Origin of the sequence: Bifidobacterium pseudolongum subsp. pseudolongum DSM 20099, assembly GCF_000771225.1 — a bacterium.
Classification (GTDB): domain Bacteria; phylum Actinomycetota; class Actinomycetes; order Actinomycetales; family Bifidobacteriaceae; genus Bifidobacterium; species Bifidobacterium pseudolongum.
Genome location: NZ_JDTZ01000005.1, coordinates 107,044 through 127,208, shown reverse-complemented (window position 1 = coordinate 127,208; position 20,165 = coordinate 107,044). Strand labels below are relative to the sequence as shown.

Here is a 20,165-nt window from a genome sequence, read left to right as displayed (position 1 = left end):
ATGGTGGACGAACAGGGAGCCGGCGGCAAGCCGGCCGGCAACGGCTACATCCGTCCGGGCATCGACGACCGACCCGACCTGGACAAGGCACTGAGCGCCGAAGACAAGGAGAACATCGCGCGTCTGGCCGCGCCGATGCCGAAGAAACGCGCCGCCGAAAGCAGCGTCGACGACGAGCAGACGCAGAGCGTCAAGCTCGCCACCGATTCGCAGGTCCCCGGCTCCGGCATGGCCGCGCTCGCCGCCGTCGACACGGCGGTGCCGGACGAGGACTCGGCGTTCATGGACATGCGCGACCCGATGGTGTCGGCCGACGGCCACCGCCCGACGAAGACGGAGATCGTGCGGCTCGGCGTCGGTTTCACGGTGTCCGCAATCGCCTGCGCAATCCCGTGGGTCGCGCTGAGCACCGTCATCCTGCCGCGCGTGTTCGAGCAGATCGACGCCGGCAGCAAGGTGTTCATGCTCGGCCTCGTCAACTCGATCGGCGCGTTCGTCGCCCTCGTCGCGAACATCGTCTTCGGCACGCTCTCCGACCAGACGCGCTCGCGTTTCGGCAAGCGTACGCCGTGGATCGTGATCGGAGGCCTCATCACCGGCCTGAGCATCGGCGCGGTCGCGTTCACGCGCTCCGAAGCGCTCATCGTGACGCTGTGGTGCGTCGCGCAGATGGGCTACAACATGATGCTCGCGCCGTACGTCGCCGTCATGTCCGACCGCGTCCCCGACAAGGTGCGCGGCACGATCTCCGGATTCTACGGCGCCGGCATCGCCGTCGGACAGACGCTCGGCTCGGTCGTCGGCGCCGCGTTCCTCACGCGCGGCGACGCAGGGCTGTTCCAGGCGTGGATGATGGGCCTCGCCGTCTTCTCGCTCGTCGGCATCTTCGTCGTCGTCGTGTGGCCGCGCGAGAAGTCGAGCAAATTCGAAGCCGACGGCGAGAAGCTGAGTGCGAAGGCGATTCTGCGCAACTTCCGCCCGCCGCGCCACGCGCCCGACTTCTACTACGCGCTCGTCGGCCGCACATTGATGATGGGCGGCTACTGGATGATCACGACCTACCAGCTGTACATCGCACAGGACTACATCTACGCCGGCGATCCGCACGCCACCGACAAGGCCGCCGCGATCATCGCGACGATGGGCGTCATCACGCTCGTCGTGTCGCTGATCGCCGCTGTCACGGCCGGTCCGATCACCGACCGCATCGGCCGCCGCAAGCTGCCGGTCGCGCTCGCGAGCTGCCTGTTCGCCGTTGGCGCCGCGATGCCGCTGCTGTTCCGCTCGCCGATGGGCATGTATCTGTTCGCCGCGATCGCCGGCCTCGGCTACGGCGTCTACAACGCGATCGACCAGGCGCTCAACGTGGCCGTGCTGCCGAATCCGAAGGAGGCGGGCAAGGATCTGGGCATCCTCAACCTCGCGAACACGCTTTCGACGGTCATCGGCACGATGATGACGTCGATCGTCGTCTCGATTGCGAAGTCGGCGATGCACGCGTCCGATACGCCGGCGGCCGCCTATGCGTGGGTGTTCGTCGTCGCGATCGTCATCGTGCTCATCGCGGCCGCGCTCGTCATGCGCATCCGCAACGTCAAGTGACGCTTTCCCTTCATCGTCACATTGCCAAGGCCGGCGACGTTCATGTCGCCGGCCTTTTCTCGTATGCCGATCGCGAGATGCCGCCGCCGTCGCATGGTGTCGCGTCGGCGATGCGTACGCATGACGTCGCCTATGATGGACGTGGGTATCCGGCGGAACGATATGTGGTCTGGCGTTCCGTCTCACGCATGGTGAGGGAGACGTGATGGGCGGCGATGCGATCAACGTGGAGGTCTGCAGCATTCGCGAACTACTGCGCCGCCCGTTGCAGGTGCCTCCCTATCAGCGCCCCTACGTCTGGCAGGCGTCCAACGTGCTCCAGCTGATCGAGGATATCGAGCACTCGGCGCAGGCCGATCCCGCGCCGGATGAATCCCGATATCGCATCGGCACCGTCATCGTCTATCGGAACGAAGACGGGACGTCGCTCGACATCGTCGACGGGCAGCAGCGGGTGATCACGTTGCATCTGATTCTGGCCGTGCTGGGGGAGCGTAAGGATGGTATGCGGCTGGATATGCGCGATGACGAGCAGACTCGCCGGCATCTGTACGAGAACGATCATGCGATACGGCAATTAATGGATTCGTGGGAGGGCGATCGGCGCTCGCAATTTGCGGGTCGCCTGCTCGATGGCTGCGAGGTACTGAAGGTTAGGTCAGACCATCTGTCCGAAGCGTTCCAGATGTTCGATTCGCAGAATGCGCGCGGCAAGGAACTCGACCCCACCGATCTGCTCAAGGCGTTCCATCTTCGCCGCATGGATGCCGACGGCGTGGATGAAAGCTGCAAACAACAGCTGGTGCGGCGGTGGGAGCTGCATCAGGATGCTATCCAGCCGCTCTTCGGCACATATCTCTATCGCATCGCATGCTGGAGCCGAGGGGAGAAGGCGAAGCCCGGCGGTCTGGATTCGGATTCCATCGCCATGTTCAAAGGCGTCGATCTGCCGGGCCGCGGCAACGAGCGGCAATGCGCGCCGTGGCAGCGCAATTATGTCACGGCCTGGTATGCGAGCAAGGAGCGCGCCGATGACGGGTCGGAGACGTCATATGCGTTCCAGATCGATCAGCCGGTGATCAACGGCGAGGCGTTTTTCTGCTTCGCGGAGCATTATCGGACGCTGCTCCGGCAGCAGCTCATGCATGATGAGGATCCGTGGAAGGAAGCCTGCGCCGATGTCGTGCCCTTTGTGGACGAGTGGCGGTACCGTTACATGACCGAACTCTTCCATACCATCCTGCTATATTACCGGGATCGATTCGGCGATGGCGACGCCGTCGAAGCCGCCAGAATGGCGTTCCTGCATGCCGCGTATATGAGACTCGCCATGCGCTCGTTGCGGTTTGCCACCGTCAACAACTATGCGCTGGGCGCCGATCGATGGTGGCGGAACGCCCGCATATTCGAGATGATCCGCGATGCTGACCGCGGGCGTGATGTGTTGTCCCATATGGCGCGCATTGCTCGGGAGCCTCTTGATGAAGATTCGGACAACGTGAAGCGGCGCTATCAGGAACTGTGGAGCCGCTATATGCGACGCGATTCCAAGTCTCGGGCCGGTGATGGAGGCATGGAAGAAGAGGGGAACATGAAGCGTGGGGAGGAGACCCGATGACGGGCAAGCCGGCGGTACTGAACATCGCTGAACTCTTCGACGAGGGATGCGTATATCGGGTTCCGATCTATCAGCGCGCATATGCGTGGGGCGCTGATGAAATCAAGACGCTGCTCGACGACGTCAGGCGTGCCGACGACCAGTACTATCTGGGCTCGTTGGTCGTTGCGAGGTGCGGCAGTGAGCGGAACAGGACCGTGTACGAGGTCATCGACGGGCAGCAACGTCTGACCACGCTGTATCTGCTGATGGCGGCGCTCTGCCATGACGATGACGATCAAGCCGCCGCTGCGTTGGACGCATGGCATATGCGATTGGAATATGAATGCCGTGCCGAATCATATGGGGCGTTGCTGCAACAGCTGCGTAAGAGCGGCGCGTCCGATCAGCCGGAGGACGTCGGCGCGCAGGACGGACCTTCCGATCAGGAGACGATGTGCCGCCCATTGCTCGACGGATATCAGATCATCCGTCAGTATTTGGAAGACCGTCAGGACTTCGAAGATCCGGAGCGCCGGATAGACCTCGAAAAACTGCGTACCAATGTGAGCATCGTGCGTGACGAATTGCCTTCGGGAACCGACCTCAACCGCTATTTCGAAGTCATGAATACGCGCGGCGTGCAGCTCAGGCCGCAGGATGTCGTCAAGGCGCGCCTCATGAGCGCCGTATCCTCCCCGACCGATCGCGAAACCATCGGCCGCATCTGGGATGTCTGCTCGGATATGGATCACTACATGCAATGCCTCGCGACTCCCGATGAGCGGACGCGATGGTTCGGCGAGGGGTGGACGTCGGCGCCGCCTGCCGATTGGAACCGACTCGTCGGCGAGGCGGCTCCGGACAATGACGGCGGCGACGACGGCAGTGCCAAATTATCCAAGTCATTCGAGGATGTGCTGCAGGAAGCGCTCAGCGAGGAACCGCCGCAAGCGGAACAGCAGGCACAATCGGGTGCCCATTCGGATGACGAAACCGAGCGATACCGTTCCGTCATCAGCTTCCCGGCGTTTCTCATGCATGTGCTGCGCATCTACAGTGACGACGAGAATGTTCCTCTTGACGATGCGTCATTGCTCAGCGAATTTGATAACAGGGTGGTCAACATATTTGACGACAAGGCGGTCGGCATTCCCTCAGCATCCGCGGAGGACAACGCGAAACGATTCGCTGCGGCGCTGCTGCAATGCCGTTTCCTGTTCGACAACTACATCGTCAAAACGCATATGGATTCGGCCGTTTTATCCGATGCCACCGAATGGACGCTCAAATGCTGCAGAAAAAACAAGAGCAAGAAGGAGCGGTCATACTACCTTGCCAATGCGTTCTCGGATGAGGTCCAGCAGGAACTGATCATGATCCAGTCCATGTTCCAGGTGACCGAAACGGGCAACAACCACAAGAAGGCATTGTATGCAATGCTGCAATGGTTGTGGGCAAAGGAAGCCGTCGATGGATCTGCGTTCCTGCAACACATTCGGGAGTATGCGCGCGGGAGCCTTGAGGAGAAGCTGCAGCTGAAGGGTACGCCGACGGAAGAGCGCCGGTTGCAGATTCGTGAAGCCGTCAATCAAGGCGTCGGCACCGAGCATTTCATCTTCAACTATCTGGATTATGCGCTGTGGGAGCTGCTCAATCATGCCGATGATTCGCCGCAGGGACAGGACATGTCTGCAGCCGGCATCTTCGGAACCGATGAGCTGCCGGCGGTAGCGTCGGAAGTGCGTACGCGGTGGAATGAATACGCCGAGCAGGCCGAACATTCCGGCGAAGGCGCGCAGACTCTTGATTGCAGGCGGTTCCGTTTCCGCTACCGCAATTCCGTGGAACATTTCTCGCCGCAGCATCCTTTAAGCGGTGGCGATGCGCCGCCCAATGTAAACGATTTCGGCAATCTATGTCTGCTGACGGTTCGGGAGAACTCCCGCCGCAACAACCTCGACGCAATGGAGAAGATCAGGCATTTCAATGTGGCCCAGCAAAGCCTGAAATTCCAGTTCATGGTCGGACAGGCGCAGAAGGAGACCACATGGGGCGAGCAGCAGATAAAGGACCAGACCGAGCTGTGGATCCGATTGTTGGACGCGCTGAGCGACGCATCTCATGTCCGGTGAACGACGATCCGTTCTACGCCCCCGAGAACATGCGTCATCTGGAGCGGTCGATTCGCCAGTTGGAGCATGGTGACGTGTCCGAGCGCGAACTTCGGGAGTCGTGACGAATGCGCCGTCGCATATGCGCTCCCGGTGTGTGAATTCGTCTGCGCGCACGGCGGTAACGGGGCCACCGCCGTGCGGCTGCGGTTATCGTTGTGCGTATGAACGATCAGTCACAGTCACATGATGCGAACGACGCCGAGCGCCCCGCGCCGCGTCCGTTCCCGAATTCCGACTATGTGCGCCCCGGCATCGACGACCGCCCTGACCTCGACAAGGCGCTCACTGCCGAAGACAAGCGGGCCGTCGCGCGTCTCGCCGTGCGCCAGAAGCCGAAGACACCACCGGCCGCCGCCGACCAGCCGGAAGTGCAGGCCGCCGCGATGGGCGTCACCGCGCCCGTCGGCGCCGCGGACGAGCCCGTGCCCGACCTCGAGTCCGCATTCCTCGACATGCGCGACCCGATGGTCGACGCCAACGGCTACCGCCCCACGAAAACCGAGATCCTGCGCATGAAGATCGGCTTCGCGTGCACGGCGTTCTTCCTCGCCTTCGCGCTCGCCGCGCTCAACATCACGCTTGTGCCGCAGGAACTCGATGCGCTAAGCGGCGCGGTGGGCGGCGCTGTCGCGCTCGCATGGGTACTGGGCGTGGGTATCCTGTGCTCGTTCATCGCCACGGTCTTCTTCCTGCCGCTGTCCGACCACACGCGCACGCCGTTCGGCAGGCGCGCGCCCTGGTTCGCCGGTGGCACGATCCTCTCCGTCATCTTCGCATTCGCGCTCGGCGCGTGCCATGTGCCGGTCGCCGTCGGTATCGTCTGGGCGTTCCTGCAGATCGGACTCGCCGCGATGATGTGCGCGCTGCACGCGTCGATCGGCGAGCGCGTCCCCGACAAGTTCCGCGACGCCGTGGGCAAGTGGCGCACGGTCGGACTGCTCGCCGGCCTCGTGCTCGGCATCTGGTTCGGCGTGCTGATAGCGCACAATCCCGCCGAAGGCATGGACCTGTGCGCGGTCGCCCTGCTTGTGGCCGGGCTCGCCGGACTGTTCGTGATTCCGCGCGAATCGTCTACGGTCTATTCGCGCGCCAAGCCGATGACGAACGACGATCTGTTCGTGACGCTGCGCGTGCCGCACCCGACGCGCGCGTGGCGCATGATCTGCCTGACGCGCCTGTTCGCGTCGGCCGGTGCAGTGCTCGCGATCGCGTTCGTCTGGTTCGTCGTGCGGTACATGCACGGCGCCGGCGCCGGCCTCGATTTGCGCGCCACGATGGTCATGGTCGCGTTGATGGGCCTGCTGGCGTGCGCGATGGCGCTGTTGAGCGAAGGTGTCACCGATCTGATCCGCTCATCAATGGACAACGACCAGCTTGTGCTCATCGTGGGTGTTGTGCTGTCGATTGTGGCCACGGTTGTGCCGCTCGTCAGCTATACGACGGCCGGCCTGTACGTGTTCGCGGGTGTCGGCGGATTCGCCGTGCACATGGTCGACGATGCGCTGCAGGCGCTTGCTGTGTCTTCGGTGCCGCAGCTCGACCGGACGGCCGGCTATCTCGCCGTGTTCAATTCGAGCGCGACGCTCGGGCGTCTGCTCGGTGTTGCGGCCGGCGGATTCGTCTTCGCCTATGCGGCCACGTTCTCGAGCGTCTTCCTGTGGGCGGCGGTTGCGTTCGCGCTCACCGGGGTGTGCGCGGCTGTGGCGATTGCCTCGTCGCGCAAGCAGGGATGATGTGGCTGCCTGATCGCCGAGCCGCCCGTATTGCAGGTGAAGTTGTCTCACTATGTGGATAAACGAGGATGATGCAGGGTGGCTCGGTGTAGGTTCGGTGCCAACGTGATGACCACGCAGGATACAAGAAAGGAGGCTCGTCATGGCCGGTAATGCACGACTGCAGATTGTACGAATTATTATCTCGCCATCGGCGAGCTGATTCGTATATCCGAACACAGCCCCGCCGATGGTGGCGGGGACGGATCGTGAACTACCTCAGACCCCGCCATGTGTGCGGGGTCTTTGCGTTTGTGCCCCAGCAGCATGAATGCAGACGTATCAACAGGAGGTTTTTCATGACCGCAGTCGAAACAGAGGCGGAATCCGCCGCAGCCACTCTCGCCCGGCCGGCGTCGCGCGCAGCGCACTCGTCGGTGGGTACGATCATCGGCGCATCCATGGTGGGCACGACGATTGAATTCTATGATTTCTACGCCTATGGCACCGCCGCGGCGAACTATTTCCCGCGTGTGTTCTTCTCCGACAAGACGAATCCGACCGTCGCGCTGCTGCTTTCGCTCGTCACCTTCGCCGTCGCGTTCCTCGCGCGGCCGGTCGGCTCGCTTATCTTCGGGCATTTCGGCGACTCGATCGGGCGCAAGGCGACCCTCGTCGTTTCGCTCATGACGATGGGCGTCGCGACGTTCCTCATCGGCTGCCTGCCCGGCTATGACGCATGGGGCGTGTGGGCCGTGCTGGCGTTGTGCCTGTGCCGCTTCGTGCAGGGCATCGGTCTCGGCGGCGAATGGTCGGGCGCCGCGCTCGTGGCCACCGAGAACGCGCCGGCGAACAAGCGCGCGCTCTACGGCTCGTTCCCCGAACTCGGCGCGCCGATCGGCTTCTTCCTGTGCAATGGCACGTACGTGCTGCTCGAACTGCACAACGACGACGCCGCGATGCTCGCCTGGGGTTGGCGCGTGCCGTTCCTCCTGTCGTCACTGCTGGTGGTCGTGGGACTGCTCGTGCGCGTGCATATGGAGGAGACGCCCGCGTTCCGGGCCGCACAGCAGGGCAATCGCGTCGTCAAGGCGCCGGCCGTCGAGGTGTTCCGCACCAGCTGGCGGCAGGTGCTGCAGGCGACGTTCCTTGTGGCCGTCACATACACGCTGTTCTACACGCTCGCCACATGGTCGCTCGCGTGGGCCACGAAAAGCGACGCGCAGGGCGGCGGCGGACTCGGCTTCTCCACCAAGGAATACATGACGATGCTCATGGTCTCCGTGTGCGTGTTCGCTGCGTTCATCGTGCTGTCGTGCGTGTTCGCCGACCGTCTTGGCCGCCGCCGTGTGATCATCGGATCGTCGCTCGCGCTGCTCGTCTTCGCGGTGATGTTCCCGCTGCTGATGAACCGCAGCGTCGTCGGCGTGCACAACACCGCAGCCGCGATGGTGTTCCTATGCCTCGGTTTCGCCCTGATGGGCGTCGCGTTCGGACCGATCGGTGCGCTGTTGCCCGAGCTGTTCAGCGTCAACGTGCGCTACACCGGCTCCGGCATCGGCTACAACCTTGCGGCGATCATCGGCGCGGCGTTCGTCCCGTCGGTCGCCACCTGGCTCTCGTCGCATTGGGGCGTCGGTTCGGTCGGGCTGTACTTGGGCGTCATGGCGCTGTGCTGCCTTGTGGCGATTCTGACGTGCCATGAGACCAGGGATGTGGATTACATGCAGTGATCCTGAACTACGTGCACTGTTCGCAGCGTTGAGAAAGGAGGTTGTGGCGGCTGCGCGGCCGCGCAGAGAGTGTCCACAATGTGGGCCGATTGTCTTGCTGATTTCGGACAGGCGACAGCGGATATGCGCCATTTTCAAAAAGAATCCGTGCATATCCCAAAACGAAGCGTCAATGGTATCCAAAAGATGGACTTGAAGCGGAAGCACCTGCGGATTTCAGTAATATGAGGATTCAGTTTTGGAGGCAAAACCTCCAACACGGTGGGAAACTTGCGTACACGGATTGCCGTCCCAAACCATGGTGCGTGCGGTCCATGTAACAGACACACAACAACACAAGCATCGCGGCAGACCAAGATGGCCGCGCCGCAGACAACAAAGGAGTGCCAATTATGGCAGCACAGATCTGGTACGAAGACGACGGCGATCTCTCGGTCCTCGACGGCAAGAAGGTCGCGATCATCGGTTACGGCTCGCAGGGCCACGCGCATGCGCTCAACCTGCGTGACTCCGGTGTCGATGTCGTCGTCGGCCTGCGTCCGAACTCGAAGTCCGTGGAGTTCGCCAAGGAACAGGGCCTGGAGGTCAAGAGCGTTCCGGAAGCCGCTGCCGAAGCCGATGTGATCATGATCCTGGCCCCTGACCAGTATCAGAAGGGCATCTGGGAGAACGACATCGAGCCGAACATCAAGGAAGGCGCCGCTCTGGCCTTCGCGCACGGCTTCAACATCCACTACGGCTACATCAAGCCGTCCGAGGACCACCCGGTCTTCATGGTCGCCCCGAAGGGCCCGGGCCACATCGTCCGCCGCGAGTATGCGGCCGGCCGTGGCGTTCCGGTCGTGACCGCCGTTGAGCAGGATCCGCGTGGCGACGGCTGGGATCTGGCCCTCGCTTATGCCAAGGCCCTTGGTGCCCTGCGCGCCGGCGCGATCAAGACCACCTTCAAGGAAGAGACCGAGACCGATCTCTTCGGTGAGCAGAACGTGCTCCTTGGTGGCGTCAACAAGCTCGTCGAGATGGGCTTCGAGGTCCTCACCGACGCCGGCTACCAGCCGGAGATCGCCTACTTCGAGGTGTGCCACGAGCTCAAGATGATCGTGGACCTGATGAACGAAGGCGGTCTGAACAAGGATCGTTGGAGCTGCTCCGACACCGCCCAGTACGGCGATTACGTCAACACCGTGATCGACGAGCACGTTCGTGAGCGCATGCAGTACCACCTCAAGCGCATCCAGGACGGCTCCTTCGCCCAGGAGTTCATGGACGACCAGGCCGCTGGCGCCCCGAAGTTCAAGCAGCTTCAGGAGGAGTACTCGAACGTCCGCATCGAGGAGGTTGGCCCGAAGCTCCGCGCGATGTTCTCCTGGAACAACGAGGCCGCGAAGGACGCCGACGAGGCCAACTCCTTCACCGGCAAGATCGCACGCGCCCAGGTTCAGGACGCCGAGTGATCGCAGCCCGGCCCCAGCAGGCCGGATAGTCTAACCTAGGTTTCAAGGTGGGGTGCACAACAACCGTTGTGCACCCCACCTTTGCATTGAGGGGACGCGCCATCCGTACGATTTTGATTGTACGGTAAATTACCGTACAATAGTGGCATGGCAACGATTACACGAACAGCTCGCATTGACATGCGGCTTACCGAACAGGAAAAACAGCTCATCGAACGGGCGAGCGCCGCGACTGGATCGCGCCTCACCACATGGTGCATCAACAACCTTCTCGCCGATGCCAAGCGCGATCTGCATGCCAACAACATCATCCAACTGTCGGATGAGGCTTTCGAAGAGTTTGTTGAGCATCTGGATGAGCCGCTGACCGACGCACAGAAACAGTTCCTTGCCTACCAACCGGAATGGGCGTGATGCCGATGCCGTTCACCCGCCCTGAGCGTGCTCGCCAAACCGTGGATTTCGGCGTATTCGATTGTGGGGCGCCGCAGATCGACGATTGGCTGAGGTGCCATGCCAATGTGTCCAATAGGAATGGGAGTGCTGCGCTGTATCTGTCCCACTGTGCGCAGAATGGCGAACTTGCGGGGGTGTATACGTTGAGCTCCACAACGGTCGTACGCAGTGAGACGCATGCGCCATGGATGCGGCGCAATGCGCCCATACTGATCCCTACTGTGCTCCTTGGGCAGCTTGCGGTTGCACGGCAGTTCCAGCATCAGGGATTGGCCAAGGCGCTTGTGCGCGATGCGGTGGACCGGACGCTCCGGCTCGCGTTGTCGGTCGGCGTGCGCGCGCTGGTCGTGGACCCGCTGAACGATGCTCTCACATCGTTCTATGAGTCGCTTGGATTCGAAGGGTTCGTGGCTGATTCACACATGTACTTCCGCATGCCCAAGTACCCACGGCCTGATTGAGCACTGGAATGTGAAGTCGCTTATCTATATCGAGATCCGCAGCGTTGCGGCACAAAAGTTATAACAAATATAACAAGTATAAAAAAGTATAACAGCTCCACTTGTTTGACGGATTCCGCAAGGCACTGCTACATTGGTGCTTTATGTGTGGAAGAGCCATGATGGCGAAGGTTGCAGCGGGCGTCCCCTGCGCGCATTGATGCGCATCCTCTGCCTTCCGTGATCCGGTGATCCGGATGCATCCAACCAAATGAATCATATGCGGCGCAGCCGGTCGGCTGGCGTCTGCCGCAGCATGCCACCAATCGATGTTCAGGAAACGCCCGTGATCACGGGCCTTGCCTCGCATGCGCGCAGACCGCCGCTTCATCGAGGAAATGAACCATCATGACCACAACACATCTGCAATCATGGCGCACCCGGGTCGCGTTGTTGCTTGCCGGGCAGACGCTTTCGCTCATCGGGTCGAGCGTCGTGCAATACGCGATTGTCTGGCATCTCGCCATGCGCACCGATTCCGGCGCCGTCATGACCGTGACGACACTGTGCGCCGCCCTGCCGCAGGCGATTGTCTCCCTGTTCGGCGGCGTGTGGGCCGACCGTTGGAACCGCAAGGCGCTCATCATGCTGCCCGACGCGCTCATCGCCCTGGCGACCGTCGCGTTGGCGCTGTCCATCGCCAACGGCGGCGAAGCGCTTGCGCTGTTCTTCGTCATCCTCATGATCCGCTCGGCCGGCGGGGGCGTGCAGACGCCCGCCGTGCAGTCGCTCATCCCCGACATCACGCCCGAGGAGAAACTGCTGCGTGTCAACTCGATCAACGGCACGATCCAGTCGGTCAACATGATCGCCGCGCCCGCGATCGCGGCCGTGCTCATCAACATCATGCCGCTGTGGGCGATCCTGTACGTCGATGTGACGACCGCCGTCATCGGCATTGCGTTCGTCGCGCTGATCCGTGTGCAGAGCGCGGCGCGCACGCGGTCGAATGAAGCACCATCGGTCCGCACCGAGATGCGCGCGGGGCTGCGCTACGCGTGGCGCTACCCGCGGATCCGCAGCGTGCTCATCTCGTACGCGCTCGTGTGCTTCGTCAACATCGCGCCGATGAACCTCACCCTGCTGCTCATGAACCGCGGTTTCCAGGGGGCAAACCCTCGACCTAAGATTCACCGTGCTCGAAACCGCCTCCGACAAGCTCGCCGCGAACGAGATGGCGTGGAGCGTGGGCATGGTGGTCGGCGGCGCGCTGCTGGCGACGGTCGGCGCGAAACTATTCCATGACAACATGGCGCTGCTCGCCGCCGCGTTCTTCGGCATGGGCATAGGCACGGGCGCACTCGGACTGGCACCGACGCTGCTCCTCTATCTTTTCGTCGATTTCCTCATCGGCGTAAGCACGGCGATCGGCACATCGCCCACATACACGCTGCTGCAGCAGGAGACCGAATCCGACATGCAGGGACGCGTCTTCGGGCTGCTCACCACGTTCTCCGGATTCGGCACACCGCTCGGCATGCTCGTGTTCGGTCCGCTCGCCGATGTGGTGGACGTGCGTGTGATCTTCGTCGTGGGTGGTGTGCTGACAATCCCGTTCGGTGTGTGGCTGCTGCGGGTGGATAAACGGTGGGCGCGCAAAGTGAGATAGCCGTCTTGGCGCACCCTTTCGTTTTCCGCTATGGGTAGTGTTTCTTCCGCTACGGGTAGTGCGTATTTATCGGAAAACAATATGATATGACCCGTTTTGCACTACCCGAAGCAGCAAGAGCCACTACCCATAACGAAGAGGGGTTGGCGTGGCGTGACCACCACGGGCACCACGGCCACCGCGCCGAGCACTACCCCGCATACGGCAGCGCCGGCAGGTTGGCGCCATTGAACAGCGGCGCCGGGCCCCAGCTCTTCCACGCATACCGCGCGGCAGTGGGGGAGTCGATCTGCGATGCCTCGACGCGCACGGTCACGCGTTCGCCGGCGCCGGGCAGGATCCGCGCGCCCGCGTCCACATATGCACCATCCGCGCCGGCGATTTCGAACCCCGATTCACCGGCCGCGCGCGCACCGCTCTCATGGGCCGCCGTGCGCATCGTGTCAGGCGTCGTGCCGCGCCAGTGCAGTCCGCGCGCGTTGGTGAAGGTCACGTCGAGCGCGCCGCCCTCCGCCGGCGCCACGCTCGTCACGCGCGGGCTTTCCGCCTCAATGTCCGCGCGCCCGTACACCCCGCGCAACGCCATGTCCGCGATGCGCGTGCCGACGGTCGCCTTGTCGAGCGGGTGGATGTTGTCGAACTCGCCGCAGTCCATCGTGCACACGAGCAGCACGTCGTCGAGCGTCTCGCTCGCATCGAGCTGCGCCGCGCGGATGACGGGCCAGTGCCGCGGGTCTTCGCCGCGACGTCGTTGTTCCACTGGTCGAACACCGTCTGCCAGTGGTGGGCCTCCGCGCGCATCTGTTCCTCGGTTTTGCCTGCGATCGCCGCTTCGTACCGCTCCACGTAGGGGCGGCCGGCGTCGGAGCCGACGAGCGTGGCGCGGCTCATCCAGCTGGTGATCGACGTGCCGCCGATGTAGCAGTCGATGATACCAACGGCCACATCCGCGCCGAACTGCGCGCGCAGGCGGGCGCCGAAATGGTAGGCGACCGCCGACATGCCGGCGACTTGCGGTGTCACCGCCGGCTTCCAGCCGGAAGCGGACTCCGCGGCCTCGTCGATGCGGCCGGCCTTGGGCGTGTTATAGAAGCGCAGCAGTGGATCGGATGCCGCGGTAATCGCCTCGGCGCCATGTTCGCTCGTGTGCAGTTCGAGCTCCATGTTGCTTTGCCCGCCGGCGAGCCAGACTTCGCCGATCATCACATCGGTGAAATCCAAACGGTCTGTTTCATGTGAAACACGCATGGTATACGGTCCGCTTGCCGGCAGGGATGGCAGGATCGCGAGCCACGGAGCCTCGGTCTCATGCTCACCGCCTGTCTGGGCCGTGGCCATCGTCTGCGCGACGGTCACACCCTGCGCGTCCGTCAGGTCGATCACGACGCGCTCGCCGGCCGGCGCCGTGCCGAACACGGCGATTGGCGTCTCGCGCTGCAGCACCATATGGTCACTGAACACAGCGGCCACGTGCAGCAAGCCATTGTGCGTGCGGTCCGCCGCCCCGGCGAGCGGGCCGCCGCCCGTGGCTCCGCTCGCTCCCGGCGCGATTCCCGTCACTGTGACCATGCTGTTGCTCCTCTGTCCCATTCCGTTTTTCAATGGCTATATGCGCTCGGCGCGCTCACTGCTCCCACAGTTCTTCGCCGAACGACTCGAGATACGCGCACAGCTCACGCGCCATCTCCTCGTCCTCGACGATGCGCGGGTGGCCGGGCGTGCCGGTGCCCGCGCGCGAATACGCGAAATGTGTGACCTGCGGGTCGTTGCACTCCGCCACCACTTCGTCGATCGCGCGGTCCCAGTTCGCGTCATGCTCAAGCACCGTCGTCGTGCACACGATGTGCGCGTCGGGGTATTGCGCACGCAGCGCGCGGATGAAGTCGGCGTACCGCGCGCGCCAATGCGCCGCGGTCTCGCCGGTGTAGTCGCGCGCCATGAAATCGCTGGGGTGCGAATCGTTCTGCCCGAGCGCGATGACGACGACGTGCGGCTCATACTCGCGGAAATCCCACATGACCGGCTCGCCGAGCGCGGGATTGTACGCCACGCGGTTCCAGATGCTCTCCATACCGATGTAGTCGGGCGCGTTGAACCAGCCGATGCCGTCGAGCAGCGGCACGCCGCCCTGCGCGATGATGCGCAGGTCCGCGCCGAGCTTGCGGGCGGCGATCGCGCCGTACGAATACCACGAGTTGCTGTAGCTCGACAGATCCACGTCCGGGTCGGCCTTGCCCGTGTACAGCACCGCCTCGTTGCGCTCGCCGCAGCTCACCGAATCGCCGTAAATCTCGATGCGGCGCTCGCTCGGTGGCTGTGCGGGCCCGGCGACACGCGCGTCGTCGTCGACGAGCACGCCGGCGAACTCAAGATAATGCATGCCGCCGTCCTGGCGTTTGAACACGACCGCCTCATGCTCGACCGGGGGCAGGTGGTCGGCGATCGTGAGCGTGAGCATGCCGGTCTCCGCGTCTTCGGCGCAGCCCGCGGGCATGCCCGGCTCGGCGGGGCTGGGGATGCGTACGCTGTACTGCGTGTTGTCAATGATCGCGCCGAGGCGGATGTCGCCGTAATTCCAATGGTTGCGCAGGCGTACGGCGAGCGTGCGGCCGGTGAAGCGGAAGCGCGCCTGCGTGTACGGGTAGACCCACAGCTGGTCGCCGTCCGCGGTGGCGGTGATGCGGCCTTCGGTGCGCAATGACTCGTCTGAGGCGGAGATGAACTGCATGACACTCCTTTGTGTGTGGCTGTGTGCGCGGGTTTTACGTGCGCCGGGCACTGTCGATTATCGGCGATAACCCTATGTGTGTCCACCGGTATCGATGATAGCGAAGCCGTCCGGCGCGACATGCTGAAGCGCTACAGTATTTGGAATAGTTATGGTTTGTTGATAATCTATTCAACAAGGCAAGCGCAGGCAATGGTTGCCGGGCTATCGCACACTCACCCCAGCTGCACGGGCATAACAGCATGCGGCGCCAACTAGAAAGGAATCACCGATGACGATGATCTTCCCCAAGGGATTCATGTTCGGCACGGCCACCGCGGCGTATCAGATCGAAGGCGCGGTTGCCGAAGGCGGCCGTACGCCGTCGATCTGGGACACGTTCTCGCACACCGGCCACACGCTCAACGGCGACACCGGCGATGTGGCCGATGATTTCTACCACCGTTGGGAAGACGACCTCAAGCTGCTGCGCGACCTGGGGGTGAACGCCTACCGCTTCTCGATCGGCATCCCGCGCGTCATCCCCACGCCGGATGGCAAGCCGAACCAGGAAGGCCTTGATTTCTACAGCAGGATCGTCGACCGCCTGCTCGAATACGGCATCGCGCCTATCGTGACGCTCTACCACTGGGACCTGCCGCAGTACATGGCGTCTGGAGACGGCCGTGAGGGCGGCTGGCTCGAGCGCGAGACGGCGTACAGGATCGCCGATTACGCCGGCATCGTGGCCAAGTGCCTGGGGGACCGCGTGCACACGTACACGACGCTCAACGAACCCTGGTGCTCGGCCCATCTGAGCTATGGCGGCACCGAGCATGCGCCGGGCCTCGGCGCGGGGCCGCTTGCGTTCCGCGCGGCGCACCACCTCAACCTCGCCCATGGCCTCATGTGCGAAGCCGTGCGCGCCGAAGCCGGGGCGAAGCCGGGGCTGTCCGTGACGCTCAACCTGCAGATTTGCCGCGGAGACGCCGACGCGGTGCACCGCGTGGACCTCATCGGCAACCGCGTGTTCCTTGATCCGATGCTGCGCGGGCGCTACCCTGACGAGCTGTTCTCGATCACGAAGGGCATCTGCGACTGGGGGTTCGTGTGCGACGGCGACCTCGACCTCATCCACCAGCCGATCGACGTGCTCGGCCTCAACTATTACTCCACGAATCTGGTGAAGATGAGCGACCGCCCGCAGTTCCCGCAGAGCACGGAAGCGTCCACGGCGCCCGGTGCGAGCGATGTCGACTGGCTGCCGACGGCCGGTCCGCACACCGAGATGGGGTGGAACATCGACCCGGATGCGCTGTACGAGACGCTTGTGCGGCTCAACGACAACTATCCGGGCATGCCGCTTGTGGTGACCGAAAACGGCATGGCGTGCCCCGACAAGGTGGAAGTGGGCACCGACGGTGTGAAGATGGTGCACGACAACGACCGCATCGACTACCTGCGCCGACACCTTGAAGCGGTGTACCGCGCGATCGAGGAGGGCACCGATGTGCGCGGATACTTCGCGTGGTCACTGATGGACAACTTCGAGTGGGCCTTCGGCTATAGCAAGCGCTTCGGCCTGACCTACGTGGACTACGAGTCGCAGGAGCGCATCAAGAAAGACAGCTTCGACTGGTACCGCCGCTTCATCGCCGACCATAGCGCGCGCTGATGGCATCCGCAGCTCCCTACAACGGCTGCTTCCGGCTTTTTCGCCGGAAGCAGCCGTTGTTGTGTCTGGGGCATCTTCGAGCATAGAGGAGCTAAAACGTGTTGTTCATCCTGTCGGCAACACGTTGTGGCGGTGGGCGACGAGCCTCTGAGCACCCCTGACGAAAGTCATATCCGAGGCCGCTGAGGATGACAACCGTCTGTACCTGTCCGAAAAAAACGGAACGGCACCGATTTTTGAGACAGATACGCCTCATAACTGTCCGAAAAAACGGAAGGGTACCGATATTTCAGACAGATATGCCTCGCCAAGGAAAAGCGCGCATATCAATGGGCGCCCCCAATGCAGACAGACCGGTGCGCTTGCTGTCACAACATGGTGCCGACAGGATAGACAACACGCTCGGTTCCTATACGCTCATCTTCGTGGTCCTATATATGAAGTGAGCAGGTGCGCTGTACATCGGCGGCACATTGAGACACGCCGAATTCGTGAAGCGCTTAATGCTTTTTGACTACAACGTGAAAATGGAGTTGACGGCAAGGGAAGGCGGTCGATGCGGTGTTTGCAGGCGATAATTGTTGAAAACATTGGGAAAATGGTTATATTAATGACAACGATTGCATGGCATTTGAGCTATGCTGAGCACGCGTAGGCATGACGGAACTACTTAAGCGCTTGACAAACTGAAATCACAGCGATATATTATGTGGCATCGCTTATCACAGGCAGGCAGAGAAGCCTGAGGTGGATACCCGGGCGGGATTCATGGCTGAATCCCCAACGGGGCCGCGAACCCACAGCATTCGCGGTTGGATAAGGAAGGAACAGAGACCATCATGACTACCTCACAACCGGCTGTGAGCACCGCCGAGGCGGTTCCGTTCAACAAGCAGCCCCGCGACTGGAAGAAGATCGGCATCATCGTCCTCTTCTGCGCGCTCCCCATTGCATTGCTCGTTGTGTTCACCTATCTGCCGTTCTTCCAGATGTGCGGATACAGCTTCTACAAGATGAAGTACATCGGCACCCCCAAGTTCATCGGCCTGAAGAACTACACCGACATCTTCACCCGCCCGGACCTGCTCGCCACGCTCAAGCTTTCGCTGTACTAATGGTCGGCGCGCTGATCCAGGTCGCCCTCGCCCTCTACCTGGCCACCGTGCTCGCCTTCAAGGTCAAGGGCGGCAGCTTCTTCAAGGGCGCCATGTTCTTCCCCTACCTGATCAACGGCATCGCCATCGGCTTCATCTTCAAGTTCTTCTACACCCGCGGCTACGTGCTCGACTCGGTGCTCCAGTGGTGCGGGTTCAGCCTCGACAACCTGCCGTACTGGCTGCGTGACCAGAAGGTGAACAACTGGTCGCTCGTGGCCTCCTCAGTGTGGAGGTACCTGGGCCAGACGATGATTCTCTTCATCGGCGCGATCATGTCGATCGACGGCTCGCTTTACGAGGCCGCGGAGATCGATGGCGCCAACAAGTGGCAGCAGTTCAAGCACATCATCCTGCCGGGCATCCAGACGATCCTCGTGCTCAACATCATCCTCTCGATCACCGGCTCGCTTTCCGCATTCGAGGCGCCGTACGTCATCACCTCGGGCGCCAACGGCACCGGCACCTTCTTTGTGCAGATGGACAAGATCGCGCACTCCGACCAGAAGGTCGGCCTCGCCTCCGCGATGGCCGTGGTGCTGCTCGTGATCATCATGATCTGCGCACTGATCCAGAAGGTCGTGATGAACTACCTGTTCCGTGACGCGGACGACGGCACCGCCAAGGCCCGCAAGCACGCCCAGAAGGTGGAAAAGGCCCGCAAGAAGGCCCTGCGCAACCAGAACAAGGTTGCGGTCAGCGCGGCGCCGCTCTTCAGGAACGGTCCGGGCGCCAAGGCGGAAACGGCGGTGGAGTCATGAGCAGCGCAACCGTCAACGCCAACAGCAACAACATGAGCCCCATGCACAGCGACCCAGAGAAAGGAGCCGCCATGGAAACCCAAGTGAAGAAGGTCGGCCCGCTGTACCACGCGCGCCGTGGGATCCTCGTCTTCCTCAAGTATTTCAGCCTCGTCTTCATCACGTTCTGCATCCTGCTGCCCCTCGTCTCGTGCGTGTGGACGGCCGCGAAGACGGACGCGGAATACAAGACCGGCAACGTGATGGCCATGCCGCACAACTGGTTCAACTTCAGCAACTACGCTGAGGCGTTCAAGCTGTCGAACATGGCCGTGGCGTTCCGCAACAGCTTCATTGTGCTGGTGTGCGTCTGCTTCATGACCACGATCATCGGCACCCAGCTCGCCTATATGCTCAGCCGTTTCCAGTTTCCCGGCAACGCGTTCATCCGCGGCGCGTTCACGATCGCGGCACTGCTCCCCGGCATCGCGATGCAGGTGGCGGTCTACAAGATCATGGGCTCGCTCGGCATGATCAACTCCCTGTGGGGCTACATCATCATGTCGATGGGCACGGATGTCATCTCGATCTACATCTTCATCCAATACTTCGAGAACCTGCCCATATCACTCGATGAGGCCGCGATGATCGACGGCGCGAGCTACTTCACGATCTACGGGCGCATCCTGCTCCCGCTGCTCAAGCCGGCCATCGTGACCGCGCTGATCCTCAAGGGCGTCGGCATCTACAACGAGTACTATGCCGCGAACCTGTACCTGCAAGACAAGCAGAAACTCGGCACGGTCGCCATCTCGCTATACGCCTTCACCGGCCCGCAAGGCAGCAAATACAACCTGATCTGCGCCGGCGTGATCGTGACGCTGCTGCCCGCCCTGATCCTGTTCCTGATCTTCCAGAAGCAGATCTACAACGGCGTCGCCGCAGGCGCGGTCAAGGAGTAATCCGCACACAGCAACAACACGTTTCTTTCCCCTTTCCTCACCATCAGGAGCCGTGCCGATCGAATGACGGTCGGTACGGCTCCACTC

The 20,165-nt window shown here is 62.4% G+C and carries 17 protein-coding genes; 14 read left to right on the top strand and 3 right to left on the bottom strand.

The annotated features are described in order from the left end of the window. The 10 genes from OU02_RS05165 to OU02_RS09050 all read left to right on the top strand — a co-directional run bounded on the left by OU02_RS05165 (position 1) and on the right by OU02_RS09050 (position 12,840). Positions 1-1,602: an MFS transporter gene (locus tag OU02_RS05165; protein ID WP_022542471.1), complete on the top strand. Its 1,602-nt coding sequence runs from the start codon at positions 1-3 to the stop codon at positions 1,600-1,602. 205 nt (positions 1,603-1,807) lie between these two features. Next, positions 1,808-3,220 (top strand): DUF262 domain-containing protein, encoded by a 1,413-nt coding sequence (locus tag OU02_RS05155; protein WP_033489151.1) that lies wholly within the window; start codon positions 1,808-1,810, stop codon positions 3,218-3,220. Continuing rightward, complete coding sequence (locus tag OU02_RS05150) at positions 3,217-5,334, top strand: GmrSD restriction endonuclease domain-containing protein (RefSeq protein WP_033489150.1); 2,118 nt, start codon at positions 3,217-3,219, stop codon at positions 5,332-5,334. Before OU02_RS05155 ends, OU02_RS05150 begins: the two co-directional genes overlap by 4 nt. A gap of 203 nt (positions 5,335-5,537) precedes the next feature. Further along, on the top strand, positions 5,538-7,109 hold the full coding sequence (locus OU02_RS05145) for an MFS transporter (protein WP_033489149.1): 1,572 nt from the start codon (positions 5,538-5,540) through the stop codon (positions 7,107-7,109). 338 nt (positions 7,110-7,447) lie between these two features. After that, positions 7,448-8,821 carry an MFS transporter gene (locus tag OU02_RS05140; protein WP_033489147.1) on the top strand — a complete coding sequence of 458 codons (1,374 nt, stop codon included), beginning with the start codon at positions 7,448-7,450 and terminating at the stop codon, positions 8,819-8,821. A gap of 392 nt (positions 8,822-9,213) precedes the next feature. After that, complete coding sequence (ilvC, locus tag OU02_RS05135; protein WP_033489146.1) at positions 9,214-10,275, top strand: ketol-acid reductoisomerase; 1,062 nt, start codon at positions 9,214-9,216, stop codon at positions 10,273-10,275. Between the two features lie 147 nt (positions 10,276-10,422). Beyond that, entirely contained in the window at positions 10,423-10,689 is a 267-nt protein-coding gene (locus tag OU02_RS05130; protein ID WP_029675684.1) for a type II toxin-antitoxin system TacA family antitoxin, read from the top strand. Next, positions 10,680-11,192, top strand: a complete 513-nt coding sequence (locus OU02_RS09135; RefSeq protein WP_024541467.1) for a GNAT family N-acetyltransferase — start codon at positions 10,680-10,682, stop codon at positions 11,190-11,192. Before OU02_RS05130 ends, OU02_RS09135 begins: the two co-directional genes overlap by 10 nt. A gap of 387 nt (positions 11,193-11,579) precedes the next feature. Further along, positions 11,580-12,476: an MFS transporter gene (locus tag OU02_RS08110; protein WP_080745823.1), complete on the top strand. Its 897-nt coding sequence runs from the start codon at positions 11,580-11,582 to the stop codon at positions 12,474-12,476. Beyond that, positions 12,424-12,840 carry an MFS transporter gene (locus tag OU02_RS09050; RefSeq protein WP_162473072.1) on the top strand — a complete coding sequence of 139 codons (417 nt, stop codon included), beginning with the start codon at positions 12,424-12,426 and terminating at the stop codon, positions 12,838-12,840. Before OU02_RS08110 ends, OU02_RS09050 begins: the two co-directional genes overlap by 53 nt. A gap of 190 nt (positions 12,841-13,030) precedes the next feature. Here OU02_RS09050 and OU02_RS09045 read toward each other — a convergent pair whose 3' ends face one another. The 3 genes from OU02_RS09045 to OU02_RS05110 are packed head-to-tail and all read right to left on the bottom strand — an operon-like array spanning position 13,031 to position 15,568. Further along, a complete protein-coding gene (locus tag OU02_RS09045; protein WP_052110245.1) occupies positions 13,031-13,372 on the bottom strand; it encodes a hypothetical protein in 342 nt (113 codons plus the stop codon). Further along, positions 13,369-14,409, bottom strand: coding sequence for a sialate O-acetylesterase (locus OU02_RS08105; RefSeq protein ID WP_052110244.1), 1,041 nt, complete (start codon positions 14,407-14,409; stop codon positions 13,369-13,371). The genes OU02_RS09045 and OU02_RS08105 overlap by 4 nt, the downstream gene beginning before the upstream one ends. Positions 14,410-14,464: 55 nt before the next feature. Continuing rightward, the gene (locus tag OU02_RS05110) at positions 14,465-15,568 is read right to left on the bottom strand and encodes a GDSL-type esterase/lipase family protein (RefSeq protein WP_033489144.1); all 1,104 of its coding nucleotides are present in this window, start codon (positions 15,566-15,568) and stop codon (positions 14,465-14,467) included. Between the two features lie 271 nt (positions 15,569-15,839). Between OU02_RS05110 and OU02_RS05105 the strand changes: the two genes are divergently transcribed. The 4 genes from OU02_RS05105 (at position 15,840) to OU02_RS05095 (ending at position 20,078) form a co-directional block, all read left to right on the top strand. After that, positions 15,840-17,222, top strand: coding sequence for a GH1 family beta-glucosidase (locus OU02_RS05105; RefSeq protein ID WP_033489143.1), 1,383 nt, complete (start codon positions 15,840-15,842; stop codon positions 17,220-17,222). A gap of 839 nt (positions 17,223-18,061) precedes the next feature. Then, a complete protein-coding gene (locus tag OU02_RS09040) occupies positions 18,062-18,337 on the top strand; it encodes a hypothetical protein (RefSeq protein ID WP_241434873.1) in 276 nt (91 codons plus the stop codon). Further along, positions 18,337-19,137, top strand: coding sequence for a carbohydrate ABC transporter permease (locus OU02_RS08100; protein ID WP_241434872.1), 801 nt, complete (start codon positions 18,337-18,339; stop codon positions 19,135-19,137). The genes OU02_RS09040 and OU02_RS08100 overlap by 1 nt, the downstream gene beginning before the upstream one ends. Further along, positions 19,134-20,078 (top strand): carbohydrate ABC transporter permease, encoded by a 945-nt coding sequence (locus tag OU02_RS05095; protein WP_238552081.1) that lies wholly within the window; start codon positions 19,134-19,136, stop codon positions 20,076-20,078. Before OU02_RS08100 ends, OU02_RS05095 begins: the two co-directional genes overlap by 4 nt. The last annotated feature ends 87 nt before the right edge of the window (positions 20,079-20,165 follow it).